A 14,202-nucleotide genomic window follows, 5' to 3' on the forward strand; every position below is an offset into this window, starting at 1 on the left:
TTTGGGCACCTTCTCCCCGCGAGCGGGGAGAAGGAAGCATGCCGCAAGCACAATGCCCTACCTCTCTCCTGGCGGGAGAGGTGAGCCAAGCCCCAAGAGCCAAAGGCGATTGGAAGGCGCGCTTGGCGAGGGGTAAATCAGCTCACCCCATAACCCACAGCCTGCCGCTTTTCCTCATCGGTCAAGAACCCGGCAGCACCCACCCGCGCCCAGAGTTCGCTGCGTTCTGCAGAAAGCCCGGCCACCTGATCCAGGTCATGGGTCAGCCGCAGCCCGTCATAGGTCGCATCGAGCCAGCCGGTCAGCGCCTCGGCCGTGCGCGCAATCAGCGGCAACACGGTCAGCCGCCAGAAGGCGCGGTTGGCCTCGGCATAATTGGCATAGGTGTTGTCGCCGGGAATGCCGAGCAGCATGGGCGGCACGCCGAAAGCGAGCGCGATGTCGCGCGCGGCACCGTTTTTGGCTTCGGCAAAGTCCATTTCGCGCGGGCTCATGCCCATCGCTTTCCAGTCGAGCCCGCCTTCCAGCACCATAGGCCGTCCCGCGCGCGCAGGTCCCGAATAGCCCTCGGCCAGTTCCGCCTTCAGCCGCTCATATTGTGCTGTTGTCAGGTTGCCGCCCTCCTTCGGCTGATAGACCAGTGCGCCCGATGGCCGGGCGGAATTATCCAAGAGCGCCTTGTTCCAACTTGCCGCCGCATTGGAGAGATCGAGTGCGGAACCTGCGGCTTCCAAGGGTGCCAGCCCCATATGGTCGTCGAGCGGATGGAAGAGCCGCAGATGCAACAGTGTCATCTCACCGTCTGCCGCAAAGCGCCGCATGGCGTTGCCGACCCGATATTCATAAGCCGTTGGCCAGCCGTCGCGCCCTTCGATAATCCGCAGCCGGTCGGGCCGCAGCAAATGCAGTTCGCGCAGCTCCTCATCCAGCATAACAGGCTCAATAAAGGCATTGCCCGAAATCAGCAGATGGCCGTAAAGCGCCTCGAAAAACTCCGCGCCACTCATCCGTCCGTTCGGCTTCTTGAACAGCGTCAGAACCGGATGCTCATCCATTTCCCGCCCGCCTTCAAAAGCAAGCCAGGGAACGGAGGCCGCCGCCTCGCAGATCATCCGCACACAGCGATGCGCCACCGGATTGCGCATATAGCCCTCACGCGCCAGCCCGGCATAATTGCGCATGCTCCAATGCGCATGGCCCGCCCCCGCAAAGGCAAAGAACCCGCCATGCGCCTTCGTTTCGGCCACGCTCTCGGCTTTCGCGCGCGGTGACTTCAAAAATGGAATTTTCATCATTTGCCTTTCTGTCGATTTCCCCTTCGCCCCGCCTGCGGGGAGAAGGTGCCCGAAGGGCGGATGAGGGGCAGCGTCGAACCCGCAACATCTTGGACGCAGTGCATTCTGCGAAGGCCCCTCACCCCAGCCCTCTCCCCGCAACGCAGGGAGAGGGGGGTCAGGTCAGCGCCTCGAAAAACGCCCGTCCATAGACCGCAAGATCTTCGGCGCGATCCTTGCCGTTTACGATGGCGCGCGCACCCACCCAGTCCTCGCGTTTCCAGGAAAAGACATCTGCCAGCCGCCTTCCGGAAAAGGCTCCGCTCACCATCCCGTTCATCAAGATGCGTACTGCCAGTTCCGGCTCCAGCGCCCGCTCCGGCGTGCGTTCGATCCCGAATGTGCGATAGTTGGCCCGTCCGGTGATATGCACCAGCCCGCGGCCGCGATAGCGCCAACCATCGCCCGTTGCCTCGCCACCATTGCCGAGCCGCTTGGCATAGGCGCGGTTGGCAATGCGTTCAGGGTGGCCTGCAAATTCCTTGGCCTCATCTGCCGAAAAGCGTCTCGGAAAAACCGTCAGAAGCCGTGCTGGCGAATAGTTGAACCGCTCTTCGACCGGCTGCATCTTCGCCCCCGTCTCGTGCCAGGCGGTCGCCAGCATATAGGCAAGCCAGCGTTTGTCGCTCAGCGCGTGTGTGGCTTCGAACCGGTCCAGGATCAGGTTCATCCCGTCCACCTGTCCCTGTGTCAGCCGCCCGCCAGCCAGGCTCTCGCGAATGCGCGCGTAAAATCGCGCCCGGTCAATCTCGGTGACCCGGTTCAGCATGTTCAGTCCTTTTCTGTGATGTTCAGGGAACAAAAAACCCCGCTTGAAAGCGGGGTCATAGTCTGATCACGATGAAATCGTGCGTCTAAGCCGTTGGCTCTGTTTGCTGAACCAATGCTTGAGTTGTCAGCCTTTGCCGCACGGCATCCTTATGCTGATTGACCATTCCCGGAATGAGAAAAGCGTCAATCAACACCCAAAGGCCTACGACGAAGAGAAATACCAATCCAACTCCGAGCGCTATTGTGAGCCAACCAAGTATCATCAAGATGAGAATCGCTGTACCGCTTCCTGTACGGCCCAAGTAAAACCTGTGCACGCCCAGACCGCCCAAAAACAGCCAAATCACATAGGCTGCGCCAACAGATTTAGCTTCGTTTGTTACCCTTTGCTCGATGAGCATCTGCTCTTGAACCGACAGCCCCATTTTTGCCCCCTTAAAATTGCCCCAAGAGTAATATGCAGCTTTTGCTCGCACTTTCAACTTACGCTCTATACGGCAACCTCTATTTCAACAAACTCAGAGTCCCCGCACGCGCGGTTCGCCGACACCGTCCAGCATCAGTGCGGTCAGCGCCCAGACGAGTGCGTCCATCCGGTCCGGCGAGCCGCCGCCCGACAGTCCATCGGGGCCGAAGTCGCACATCTGGTCTTCCAGCGCGGTAAAGCGGCCCGCATGGGCGACCTTGCCCTGTTCATAAAGGGCGGCCACCGGTTCAGCACGGGTAAACTTGCCGCGGCTTGCGCGCACCTCGGTGATCGGCAGGTTGACGTCCACGCTGCGCAGCATGGCTGTCACCATGTCGCCGCCCTGGTTGATTTCGGCCACCACCCGGTCGGCTTCAAAGCGCCGGTATGCAGCCACCACCGCGCGCGCCCATTCCGCCGGCGATGGCGAGGTCACCGAACAATCGGCGAGAACCACCGCCCTTCCGTCGCCGGCAAGGCCCGCCGCCACGATCCCGCAGCAGCTTGCCTTGCCCGCACCTGCGGGCGGGTCGACACCGATCACGATGCGCCGCATCGGGCCGGTTGCGACAAGCGTCGTCACCGCAATGGCGTCACGCCGCCAGAGCGCATCTTCGCGATCCTCAATCAGTTCGCCGTCCAGTTCCTGCCGCCCAAGTCTTGAGCCCCCATAGCGCTCCTGCATCGCAGCCATGAAGCCCGGTGAGAGATGGGCGGCATTCTCGTGCGTTGATATCCGCCGCACCGCCGTTGCCTTGTCCGCCATCAGCCGTCTCAACAGCGGCACGGCGCGCGGTGTCGTGGTAATCAGCTGTTGCGGCTTGTCACCCAGCCGAAGCCCGAATTGCAGCATGTCATAGGTTTCTTCGGCATATTTCCATTTCGCCAGTTCATCGCACCAGGCATAGTGAAATTGCGGGCCGCGCAGGCTTTCAGGATCTTCAGATGAGAAAATCTGCGCCACCGCGCCATTCGGCCAGACCAGCCTGCGGCGCGAAATTTCCAGTTGCGGACGATAGCGCCTGGCCACCCGCATGATCCCGGACACCCCGTCGATCATCACTTCGCGGGCATCCCCCAGCGTTTCGGCCACAAGGGCAATGCGAAGCGCGCCTGCGTCCTGACGGCTTGCCAGCGCATGCACCCATTCGGCACCGGCGCGTGTCTTGCCGCTGCCGCGTCCGCCCATCAGCAGCCAGTTGCGCCATTCGCCTTCCGGCGGCATCTGCGCATGGCGCAATTGGAAGCGCCAGTGGTGGCCCACCGCGTTGAACAGATCATAGTGCATCGTGCGATCGAGCACCGTCACCTGCCGCGTGAGCGCTGGCGCGGCGACCTTCGCAGCAGCAGCCACCTCTCGCCTGCCTTCCATGTATGTCGCAAGCTTCTCGCTCTCGCTGATCCCGTCCCGCATCACTTGCAGTTTCACCCGCAACTCCCTCATCGCCGTTTCATGCGCGTCATGAATGCGGAAGGCCTTGAGCCATTCCGGGATTGCATAAAGCGGCTCATCCGCCGGGGTCGGGCATTTCTCCAGAGCCTGGCGCATCGTCTGCGCCATTCCCATCAGCGTAACGGCGGGCCAGTTCGCGCGCCCGCTCCTCGATAAGACCAGCAAAGACGTCGCACATGGCGTCGATTTCGGCATCGGTAACGGCGTCGTCTGCGGCGCTGGCACGGGCATCGGCCATGCTCCTTTGCAAATTGTCCACCTTTTCGAGCGTGCGCACGATTTGGCTGATCGCCTCGCTTGCAGCCTTGATATCGGCCTTGGCAAGCTTGGCTGTCGCCTCGTCGCAGCCGGCCTCATCCAGCGTCTTTTCCGCCGCAAGCCGCAACCGTTTGAATGTTGCAAACTGCGCCTTCAGCTCAGCCGTCAAATCATTGAGCACACAGCGAAGGTCTTCACCGCTGGCCGCCGCCTCCGCCGACTTGATCTCGAGCAGAACATCCCGGTCCACCAGCGCCCTGGAAGCCGGACGACCATCTGCGCCCCACGGCATAAAGAGCGCCAGCTCGGCATCTGTTTCATGCGCATCCATCGGCAAACTCCCATGGCAAAACGGGCGCTTTTCCCGCATCGAAACAGATGCCGGAGAAGACGCCTTCATGTATTGGACAGTAAATCAGCTTTGTTCCTGGTTTTGATATTCGGCAGTGCGCCAACAAAAACCATCAGAATGAACCCGCGAAATTTAGCGATGCCCTCACTTAAATTGCGGATGTTCTATTAGGATATCGCAAAGACCTTGCCGCTAGTGTGCGCCCACGTTCATACGGAGGCGCAGCTCATGCGCGACATCGACAAGGCCCTCTTAAGCCTACCGGTCCTTGCGGTCGCGGTGTTCGTTCTGCTTGCCGCCAATGCCGACCCCGAATGGGTGTCCACCATGTTCACCGGCAAACAGACCCTGCGCAGCGAGCTTGACCGCGACAACAAGGTCTTCAATATCGCACCCAGCCAGGTCCGGCGTCAGTTTCCCGAGCGGTAAAGCCCTTTAAACAACCAAAGCCTGCAAAGGCGTTGCCCGCAAACCAACGCGGCCACACCCGCAGGCAAAAAATCGCCGTGCGCCATTCGGCGGCTCGTGGTGGACACAGGCTCAGACGCAAAAAACGGGCAGTCGGATAGGATAATAATCCTTTTACATCCGCAACTGCCCGTCTTTTTGCTTTGCGCAAGCCGGTCAAACCCCACGCCGCAATCCTCCAAAGAAGACCGACGCAGCAAGGCTCCGGAAGGGAAAGCGGGGTTTCCCTATTGTGCAGCCGCAACTCTGCGACTGTGCCTAAACCCTACCAAACAACCGTCACGCCGTCAAGGTATATTTTCCTATAAAATGAATTTTTCTCGCTGCGCGTTCATCAGCGTCCCCCTCACCCCGCCTTCTCCGGCGCATGCAAAAGGGAAAACTGTTCGAAAGCCGTCACGGCGTCGGCGGCGTACATCAGGGAGGGGCCGCCGCCCATATAGATTGTCATTCCAAGCACTTCGTTGAATTCGTCCCAGGTGCAGCCAAGCTTCACCAGCGCCTCGACATGAAAGCCGATGCAGCCATCGCAGCGCGTGGCGATGGCAATCGCGGTGGCGATCATTTCCTTGGTCTTGGTGGTCAGCGCACCGTCCTTGCAGGCGCCGTGTGCAAGCTGCGAAAAGCCCCCCATTGTGTCGGGAATGGATCTGCGCAGCTTGCGCGCATTGGCCGAAATGCTGCGGGTGATGTCCGGGTAGCTCTTGTTCACGGTGGTCTCCTGAAAGAATACATATTATTCTCAATATCTTTATCTTTCTGGCCGAAAACCTTGCGTCAGATCAATCATTTCCTGTGTTTCAGCGCGCCGTCGAAATGGCAAACCACAGTGCCACGCCCGCCAGCAGAACCGACATCACCCGCCGCACAATCCTTGCCCTTGATGGCACGGAGAGAACCGGCTGCAAGGTGCCTGTAGCAATCACCAGGGCCAGGTGAACACCCGTTGCAATGGCCACATAAACTGCCGTGAGCACCCATGTCTGATGCATTGGATCGCCTTTGGGATCGATAAAGGCGGGCAGGACGGAAATATAGAAAATATAAGCCTTGGGGTTGAGGAGGTTTGCCATCAGCCCGCGCCAGAAATTGCGCGCGCTTTGGCCAACGCCATCACCGGTCGGCTCGCGCCAGCCATCATAGGCGAGATAAAGCAGAAACCCGATGCCTGCCCAGCGCAGCACCTCATAGGCAAGGTCTGAGGCCTGTATCAGTTCGCCAACGCCAAAGGCAGCGACTGCGCCACCGAGTGCGAGCCCCAGACCAATACCTGCCACTGCCTTCAACCCTGCCAGCCGCCCCTCGCTTGCCGCCAGCATGGCAAGCCAGCTCATGTTCGGGCCGGGCGTCAGCTCAATCAGCAGGCTTGCCAGCGCAAAGGCGGCTATGTTGGAGGATAAAAGGCTGGTGATATCCATGGAGCGCCCGAGTCTCAGAGCTAAGGCTGACGTTTCGTCGGCCAGTCGACAATGTAGTCTTCGTAATCGTCGAGCTCCACAGCCTCTTCGTTCACCGTCATGCCGCGTGCGGAAATGCCCGCTTCATGCACGGTGTCGGGTGAACCGGACACGAGCGGATGCCACCAGTAGAGGTCTTCCCCGTCGCGCACCAGCCGATAGGCGCAGGTCGGCGGCAACCAGCTGATTTCGTTGACCTGTTCCACAGTCAGCTGGATACAGTCGGGAACGGTCTTCTGGCGGTTTTCGTAGTCAATGCAGCGACAGGTCTCGCCGTCCAGCAACCGACAGCGGATCGCCGTCCAGGCAATCTCGCCGGTTTCCCAGTCTTCCAGCTTGTTCAGACAGCAAAGCCCGCAGCCATCGCAGAGGCTTTCCCACTCCGCGTTGCTCATTTCGGCAAGACTTTTGGTCCTCCAGAAAGGCGCGTCCGTCACGTTCAATGTCCTTGCAACCGATTGCGGCATTCACCAAAACCGCATAATACCAATGACCGATCATTAGAGCCCATATGACCGGAGCGATTTTGTCTTTCGGCTAGGAGAAAACCGCAGGCGTAGCCATAGCTACGGCGAGGATTTTCGACAACGTCCGAAAGTCAAAAGCGCCCGGCCCATGGCCACGCCGCGTCACAAGGTGACGCGAAAGCTGTGGCCACTGCTTTATCTGTTTGCAGATTTGCAAAGCAAATCTGCGGCAGGGTGAGGCTGGAAAAGGCCACCGCGGGCGTCAAAATCCTCGACCGATGCTCAGGCATCGCTCTGCGGTATTTTCCTACTCGGTTGGCCGTTCCAGCTCTCATCATATGGGTTCTAATGATCGGTCATTGGTATAAACACCTCGCGCTAGCCCGTCCACCGTAGCGCGTCAAGCAAAAGCTCATTATGATGGCCAGCGCCTCAACAGGACAAATCGATGTCTGACGAACCGGAAAAACAGAAAAAACCGAGCCTTGGGCGGCGCATCGCCTTCTTTTTCCTGCGCATCGATTCGTGGATCGATTCGTCCATCTGGAATGCCGGTTTCCGCTTTTCCGAAATCTGGGAAGACATCACCATCTTCTTCCGCCGTTTCCGCGCGCGCGGCATTTACAAGGCCTTTTTCGAGCTGTCCGGCGAGGCGATGAACATCGGCACGGCGGGCTTCATCCTGCTTCTGGCATTGGCCCTGCCCGCCTTCGAAATCACCAAACAGGACTGGCGTTCCAAGGATGATTTTGCCGTCACGCTGCTTGATCGTTACGGCAATCCGCTTGGCCATCGCGGCGTCATCCACGAAGGGTCAGTGCCCATCGACCAGCTGCCCGATCATGTCATCAAGGCGGTTCTGGCGACCGAAGACCGTCGCTTTTTCGATCATTACGGCATCGACTTTCTGGGCCTCGTTCGCGCCTTGAGTGAAAATGCGCGTGCCGGCGGTGTCGTTCAGGGCGGCTCCACCATCACGCAGCAGCTTGCCAAGAACCTCTTCCTGTCCAACGAACGCTCGCTTCAGCGCAAGATCAAGGAAGCGTTCCTGTCGCTCTGGCTGGAAACGCATTACTCGAAGAAAGAAATCCTTAGCCTCTATCTCGACCGCGCCTATATGGGCGGCGGCACGTTTGGGGCGGCAGCTGCCGCGCAGTTCTATTTCGGCAAGGACCTGACCGAGGTCAATCTTGCTGAAGCGGCCATGCTCGCCGGTCTCTTCAAGGCACCGGCCAAATACGCCCCGCATGTCAATCTGCCGGCCGCCCGCGCCCGCGCCAATGAAGTGCTGACAAACCTTGTCCAGTCCGGCCTCATGACCGAAGGCCAGGTCATTGCTGCGCGCCGCAACCCGGCAACCCCCATTGACCGCGCCAGCCAGCAGTCGCCCGACTTCTTCCTTGATTGGGCCTATGACGAGGCCAAGCGTATCGGCACCAAGCTCGGCGTGCGCCGCATGATCGTGCGCACCACGCTTGATCCCGGCCTGCAGACGGCAGCCGAAACAGCCGTTGAATCCACACTTCGCCAATATAGCGAGAGCCTGCATGTCGGCCAGGGCGCACTGGTGATGATTGAAAACGGTGGTGCCGTGCGCGCCATGGTTGGCGGGCGCGATTATGGCGAGAGCCAGTTCAACCGCGCCACGAGTGCGCTGCGCCAGCCGGGATCGTCGTTCAAGGTCTATACCTATTCTGTTGCCATGGAAAACGGTTTCACGCCCGAATCCACCGTGCTGGATGGCCCCATTTCCTGGCGTGGCTGGTCGCCGCAGAATTACGGCCGCTCCTTCCATGGACGCGTCACGCTGCAGAGCGCGCTTGCCCATTCCTACAACACCGTGCCGGTCCGCCTTGCCAAAGATTTTCTCGGCATCGATCCGATTGTCGACATGGCCAAGGCCATGGGCGTCGAAACACCGATCCGCCACGACAAGACCATTCCGCTCGGCACCTCGGAAGTCACCGTGCTTGATCAGGCAACCGCTTATGCCGTCTTCCCCGCCGGGGGCTTCCAGTCGCGCCGTCACGGCATTTCGCTGATCACCGATTATGACGGCAACGTGGTCTACGATTTCAATCGTGACGAGCCACCGGCAAAGCGTGTCCTGTCCGAGCAGGCCATGTCGTCGATGAACAGGATCCTCGTCACCATTCCCGTCAGCGGCACCGCGCGGCGCGCAGCCCTTGAAAACGGTATCGTGACCGGCGGCAAGACCGGCACCACACAGGCCTATCGTGACGCCTGGTTCTGCGGGTTTACCGGCAACTACACGACCGCCGTCTGGTTCGGCAACGACGATTACACCTCCACGGGCCGTGTCACCGGCGGCTCCCTGCCCGCCATGACCTTCAAGAAGCTGATGGATTACGCCCATCAGGGCATCGAGCTGAAGCCCATTCCGGGCATCGAAAATCCACTGCCGAACGGAACCCACCCGCAGATCGCGGAAAACGGTGCCAAGTCAGGCGATGAGGGCACCATGGCGATCGAGCGGCCCCGTTCGCTTTCAACAGCCTCCACGCGCCTTATCCGCGAGATCGGCAATGTGCTGCGCAAGGCCGATCCGCTCAACAACCAGGTTTCAGACCTTCGGCTGGACTATAAAGGCAACCCCGTCAGCAGCACCGGCAACGTCGCCAGCAACTGAATTTCTGCCAAGGCACGGGCGCACCGCGCGCAGTTGCAGTGGAACAATCCGCCGCCTTCCCGGTTTTGAGATACAAAGGAAGGAGTTTGATTATGAACGCTATTATCTATCTCGTTGGGCTGATCGTGGTCATCGGTTTTGTGCTCTCCCTTTTGGGCCTTGCCTGAACCGGAAGACCTCAGAAGCGGGTGAATATGAAATGCCGCATAGAAAAGGCCGATCTGCAAAAACAGACCGGCCTTTTCTGATTCCCGTCAGATGTGCAGCTTCGGATAGGTCAACTTGTTAGACAGAATGATGACACTGGCTGCTGTCGGAACATCATTAAATGCTTGAACTTGGGGGCGTGTTCATGTCCAAGCTTGGCGTGAATCATTCCTTGGTTTAAGCATTCAGCCATGTTCAGGGTTCCGTTTCTCGTTCTGTTGACATTGGCCATCGCCTTCGGCGGCGGTATTTATGCGACCCAATACGCCATCCGTTACTCCACGGGGTTTGGCGCAATCTCTGTTGGTGCGTGGCAGGCCTTTCCCAAAGCCCAGACCTCGGACGCTGACCCTTATGCCCGCAACCACCGTGCCAAGGCCGGTCAGTTGCTTCTCGGCAGTGCCGAGGGGCTCGCCTTTTCAGCGCTGACCGACAGCGAAGGCAATCGCTTCGATCCGGCTTGTAACTACGTCGTGTCGGGCGCAATACCAACCGCCCGTTTCTGGGTGCTGACGGCTGCCGATGGCGACAACAAGCCTCTCAGCGCAGGCGCGGGTCTGCCATCTGCCTACAGTTCCTGGACAGCACTTTATAACAAGGATGGCTCGCTCTCCTTTACCGTTTCGTCGAGGGCCCAGCCGGACAATTGGCTGGCCGTGCCGGCAGATAGGCGCTTCAAGCTGATCCTGACGCTCTTCGACACACCGGCTGCCGGCAATTCGGGCCTGATCGACCTTTCCATGCCGACCATTGAAAAGGCGGGGTGCAGCGATGCGTAGCATTTTCTATGCCGTGGGTGCTGGCCTTATCGGTGCGGTTCTCCTCCACATTGTCGTCATTCTGGCAGCGCCCTCGTTTTCCGGTATCGATGCTTTCAGCCGGGTTCTCGACGAGGGCGATCTCAACGAATTTCATCCGCTTGGCGAGAAAACCGATCAATCGGGCCTCGAAAACAATATTCCCTTCGTGAAGGAAGCTGTATGCGCATTTGATGTGGACTATGGTCCCGCTGCCATTTTCGCAGAGGGGCGCGTGCCATTCTGGTCAGCGGCGGTTTATGATGAGGATTCCAACGAGGTCTTCAGCATGAACGACCGCACCGCCGTTGATGGTGCGCTCGACCTCGTGGCGGGAACGCCGGGTCAGCTTGCAGCAATCCGCCGTTCCGCCGATCCTTCGACATCAAAAGCCTTCCTGATTGAGCTCCCCGCATCACGCGGCTACGTTGTCCTGCGTGCCCTTTATCCCGAAACCAGCATCGAGAAGGACGCAGATGCCTTCATAGCCTCGGCATCCTGTGCACCATTGGGAACGGGTTGAACCAAGGTCGCCGCACGCTGACTGAGAGAAAACAGCATGAACGAGCGCGAAATCCATCGCATCTTCAAAGCCAGTATTGCGCTCAAAGGGTTTGACGCGCTGGTGGAGTTTGCATGCGGCTTGGCACTTGCTTTCATCAGCACCCAATCCATCCTGCATCTTGTCAGTCTCCTTACCTTGCACGAATTGACCAAAGACCCGAGTGACGCGGTGGCCAATGCATTGCTGCAATGGGCACAGCAATTCTCTGTCAGCACCAAGACGTTCTACGCCTTCTATCTTGCCAGCCACGGCCTTGTTAAACTTCTGCTTGTTGCGGGACTGTGGAAAGAGAAATACTGGGCCTATCCCGCCTCGCTGTGGGTCCTTGGACTCTTCATCGTCTATCAGCTCTACCGCTTCTCCCATACCCATGGCCCAATGCTCATTGCCCTGACGATCTTCGACCTGTTTGTGGTTTTGATGATCTGGCACGAATACCGGCTGGTGCGGAAGGGCCGCAGTGTTCGGTGATCTGCCTCGTCGGGTTAAGTATACGGGAGCCCGTATCTCGAATTGATGCTCACTGACCTATTGACAGATTATGATGATATCGTCATAAATAATGTATGAGTGAGGTGATGCGCCCTTTGAAAAGCCTTCGCTGGATTGGTTCCAGTTACGAAGACTATATGGAATTCCCTCAGGCAGTTCATGATACGATGGGATACGCCATACATCGTGTGCAGGAAGGTAAGATACCGCGTCATTCGAAGGTGCTCAAAGGTTCGCAAAGCGGGGCTGTCGAGATCATCGATGACCACGATGGAGATACCTACAGGGCCGTTTACACCGTGAAATTTGCCGAGGTTGTTTACATCCTCCACGCCTTCAAGAAGAAGTCGAAAAAGGGAATAGCAACCCCAAAATCAGATTTGGATCTTATCCGCCAACGCCTGCGTATGGCCGAGGAGGATTACAGGACCAATGCCATTAAGGAGCCCGACGTTGAGTAAGATCGAAGTGAAGATAGGCAGCCGGAATGTCTTTGCTGACACGGGGTACCCAGATGCAGACACACATCAATTGAAAGCGCGCATTGTCAGTGCCATCGAAGACATCATTGATGACCAGAAGCTCACCCAAACGGCTGCAGGCAAGATAATGGGGATTTCCCAACCTGAGGTGTCGCGCATGCTGAAAGGACAGTTCCGTGATTTCTCTGTGGAGCGCCTCATGGCCTTTCTGACCTGTTTCAGCCGCGATGTGGAAATCGTCGTCCGGCGTCATCCAAAAGCCGGAGAACAGGGCCAGATAACGCTCAAGGCCGAAATGGCTTAAGCGAGCGATTTTGGTCATCAGGCGACGCAAATACAGGCACGCACTTCGCCTCAAATGCTCTCGCGCGGCTACGGCTAATCAGCCCCCGCCAAGCCTAATGCTTGCGTGGACCGGTGATCGGTGCCTTGGCCTCGGCCTGCCCCGGCAGCAGCCGGTATTCGTAGCGCACGCCTGTGAAAAGCAGGATCTTTGCGTCCTCGGGCTGATTGACACTCTTGCGCGGGCCGCGCGGCATTCTGTCCGATAGTTTGACGACATTCGTCATTCTCGTCTCCATTCGTCGAGACAGATGAATGAAACCCAATTTCATCCTGCCCGCATTCTCTTGGTTGCGCGGGCTGATGCACTCACCGGCAACCCAAGCCGGGACATTTGCATCATTCTCAAAGCATTCAAACGCGCTTCATCATACTGATTACTGTTTGGCTCCAAGTTCAGTTCGAACGTGCATTACAACTCTCTCATACAGATCGAAACTGCAAGACCATTCACGCACAGGTTGGTTAACAGCTTGTAAAGGCTTTTGCTCTAATTTGATCCAAACGGTTCCGGCTAGTTAGTTTTAATGCCGGTTTTAAGAGTAGGTATTGCGTAGGTGTTACCGTGTCTGACAGCTTCAGGGATTTGGAGAGGCCGCAGCCCATGCGGAAGAAGGATGTGGTTCTCATGGCCACAGTGACGAGTTTCGAATCGAGCAAATACCCCTCCAAGGCCGAACTGAAGCAATTTGCCGAACTGTTTCTGCCGCTTTATCAAGCCTCCACCCAGGAGGCGCGAAAACAGGCTGCCGCCGCCCTCTCGCAATGCGCGGTTCTGCCGGTTTCCGTCTGCTATTTCCTCGGTTCCCAACCCATCGGGATTGCAGCGCCCTTTCTTACCTCCTGTCAGGCCATACCCGACGATACGCTGATTGCCATTGCCCGCACACAAGGGGCCGATCACGCACGTGCCATTGCCAAGCGCGATGATTTATCGCCCAAGCTTGTCGATGCACTGGCTGCCATTCACAACGGTTCGGGCGTCGATCAGAAAAGCCATGCGCTGTGGATCGAGATCGATGCAGAAACCGGTCCCAACGGCATATCCGACAATACGCCACTTGCTGCGCTGGCTGCGGAAGATCAACGCGAAGCCGCACGCCGCGCGCGCGAAGAGGCCATCCGTGAAGAGCTGAAAGACCTGTTGCTGCACGAGCGCGAGGCTGGACCGCCGCCGCTTACCGGCGGTGCGACCGGCCTGCAGGAAGCGCTTCTCATACGCTTCTCGCGTCAACGCGAAGCCGGCTTCTTTGCCGCCACGCTTTCAGAAACGATCAAGTCCAGCCGTTCGCTGGCCGAGCGCATTTTGCTTGATCTCTCGGGTTCTCAGCTTGCAACCACATTGCTTGCGCTCGGGCTGCCGGTCAGCGAAATTCGCGAGATCCTGTGCAATTTCTATCCGCATCTGACGGAGGCAAGTGAAGGCCGCACCCGCGCCCACAGGCTCATTCTGTCGCTCGACATCGGCGAATGCGCCATGCGTCTTGCGGCCTGGCGGCGTGCCGACCATTACACCAACAGTGGCGATATCGCCGACATTGCGCCGGAACCGGCCAATGTGGATATTGCCCAGCCGCAGGCACCGCGACAGGCAGCTCACCGTTATGTGCCGGTTTCAAGCCGCCGCAAGGCTTGATAAGG

17 protein-coding genes are annotated in these 14,202 nt (G+C 58.5%); 8 read left to right on the forward strand and 9 right to left on the reverse strand.

The annotated features are described in order from the left end of the window. Nucleotides 1–137: 137 nt before the first annotated feature. The 5 genes from NHF56_RS10785 to NHF56_RS10805 form a co-directional block, all read right to left on the reverse strand. Complete coding sequence (locus NHF56_RS10785; RefSeq protein ID WP_252804962.1) at nt 138–1,292, reverse strand: phage portal protein; 1,155 nt, start codon at nt 1,290–1,292, stop codon at nt 138–140. 160 nt (nt 1,293–1,452) lie between these two features. After that, entirely contained in the window at nt 1,453–2,103 is a 651-nt protein-coding gene (locus NHF56_RS10790) for a hypothetical protein (RefSeq protein WP_252804184.1), read from the reverse strand. An 85-nt stretch (nt 2,104–2,188) separates the two neighbouring features. Beyond that, the gene (locus NHF56_RS10795; RefSeq protein WP_373456295.1) at nt 2,189–2,581 is read right to left on the reverse strand and encodes a TM2 domain-containing protein; all 393 of its coding nucleotides are present in this window, start codon (nt 2,579–2,581) and stop codon (nt 2,189–2,191) included. Nucleotides 2,582–2,623: 42 nt separating this feature from the next. Continuing rightward, a complete protein-coding gene (locus NHF56_RS10800) occupies nt 2,624–3,859 on the reverse strand; it encodes a DNA-packaging protein (protein ID WP_373456296.1) in 1,236 nt (411 codons plus the stop codon). Nucleotides 3,860–4,079: 220 nt separating this feature from the next. After that, on the reverse strand, nt 4,080–4,613 hold the full coding sequence (locus NHF56_RS10805) for a hypothetical protein (protein WP_252804186.1): 534 nt from the start codon (nt 4,611–4,613) through the stop codon (nt 4,080–4,082). A gap of 249 nt (nt 4,614–4,862) precedes the next feature. Here NHF56_RS10805 and NHF56_RS10810 point away from each other — a divergent pair, with 249 nt between their 5' ends. Further along, nucleotides 4,863–5,063 carry a hypothetical protein gene (locus NHF56_RS10810; protein ID WP_252804188.1) on the forward strand — a complete coding sequence of 67 codons (201 nt, stop codon included), beginning with the start codon at nt 4,863–4,865 and terminating at the stop codon, nt 5,061–5,063. A 385-nt stretch (nt 5,064–5,448) separates the two neighbouring features. On the opposite strand, the gene NHF56_RS10815 is transcribed toward NHF56_RS10810, so the two are convergent. The 3 genes from NHF56_RS10815 to NHF56_RS10825 all read right to left on the reverse strand — a co-directional run bounded on the left by NHF56_RS10815 (nt 5,449) and on the right by NHF56_RS10825 (nt 6,996). Beyond that, complete coding sequence (locus tag NHF56_RS10815; protein ID WP_252804190.1) at nt 5,449–5,814, reverse strand: carboxymuconolactone decarboxylase family protein; 366 nt, start codon at nt 5,812–5,814, stop codon at nt 5,449–5,451. Between the two features lie 88 nt (nt 5,815–5,902). Further along, complete coding sequence (locus NHF56_RS10820; RefSeq protein ID WP_252804192.1) at nt 5,903–6,520, reverse strand: LysE family translocator; 618 nt, start codon at nt 6,518–6,520, stop codon at nt 5,903–5,905. Nucleotides 6,521–6,540: 20 nt separating this feature from the next. Continuing rightward, nucleotides 6,541–6,996, reverse strand: a complete 456-nt coding sequence (locus tag NHF56_RS10825; protein WP_252804194.1) for a YcgN family cysteine cluster protein — start codon at nt 6,994–6,996, stop codon at nt 6,541–6,543. 478 nt (nt 6,997–7,474) lie between these two features. Here NHF56_RS10825 and NHF56_RS10830 point away from each other — a divergent pair, with 478 nt between their 5' ends. The 6 genes from NHF56_RS10830 to NHF56_RS10855 all read left to right on the forward strand — a co-directional run bounded on the left by NHF56_RS10830 (nt 7,475) and on the right by NHF56_RS10855 (nt 12,523). Further along, nucleotides 7,475–9,676 (forward strand): transglycosylase domain-containing protein, encoded by a 2,202-nt coding sequence (locus NHF56_RS10830; RefSeq protein ID WP_252804195.1) that lies wholly within the window; start codon nt 7,475–7,477, stop codon nt 9,674–9,676. A 398-nt stretch (nt 9,677–10,074) separates the two neighbouring features. Further along, entirely contained in the window at nt 10,075–10,662 is a 588-nt protein-coding gene (locus NHF56_RS10835) for a DUF1214 domain-containing protein (RefSeq protein ID WP_252804197.1), read from the forward strand. Continuing rightward, nucleotides 10,655–11,203: a DUF1254 domain-containing protein gene (locus NHF56_RS10840; protein WP_252804199.1), complete on the forward strand. Its 549-nt coding sequence runs from the start codon at nt 10,655–10,657 to the stop codon at nt 11,201–11,203. The genes NHF56_RS10835 and NHF56_RS10840 overlap by 8 nt, the downstream gene beginning before the upstream one ends. A gap of 36 nt (nt 11,204–11,239) precedes the next feature. After that, nucleotides 11,240–11,716, forward strand: a complete 477-nt coding sequence (locus NHF56_RS10845; RefSeq protein WP_252804201.1) for a DUF2127 domain-containing protein — start codon at nt 11,240–11,242, stop codon at nt 11,714–11,716. 95 nt (nt 11,717–11,811) lie between these two features. Next, nucleotides 11,812–12,198, forward strand: a complete 387-nt coding sequence (locus tag NHF56_RS10850) for a type II toxin-antitoxin system RelE/ParE family toxin (protein ID WP_252804202.1) — start codon at nt 11,812–11,814, stop codon at nt 12,196–12,198. Continuing rightward, on the forward strand, nt 12,191–12,523 hold the full coding sequence (locus NHF56_RS10855; protein ID WP_252804204.1) for a helix-turn-helix domain-containing protein: 333 nt from the start codon (nt 12,191–12,193) through the stop codon (nt 12,521–12,523). Before NHF56_RS10850 ends, NHF56_RS10855 begins: the two co-directional genes overlap by 8 nt. Nucleotides 12,524–12,617: 94 nt before the next feature. Here NHF56_RS10855 and NHF56_RS10860 read toward each other — a convergent pair whose 3' ends face one another. Further along, nucleotides 12,618–12,788, reverse strand: a complete 171-nt coding sequence (locus NHF56_RS10860) for a hypothetical protein (RefSeq protein ID WP_252804206.1) — start codon at nt 12,786–12,788, stop codon at nt 12,618–12,620. Nucleotides 12,789–13,165: 377 nt separating this feature from the next. Here NHF56_RS10860 and NHF56_RS10865 point away from each other — a divergent pair, with 377 nt between their 5' ends. Next, nucleotides 13,166–14,197, forward strand: a complete 1,032-nt coding sequence (locus tag NHF56_RS10865; protein ID WP_252804207.1) for a DUF2336 domain-containing protein — start codon at nt 13,166–13,168, stop codon at nt 14,195–14,197. Nucleotides 14,198–14,202: the final 5 nt, after the last annotated feature.

This window comes from Rhizobium sp. L1K21 (assembly GCF_024055895.1).
Taxonomy (GTDB): Bacteria; Pseudomonadota; Alphaproteobacteria; order Rhizobiales; family Rhizobiaceae; genus Ensifer_A.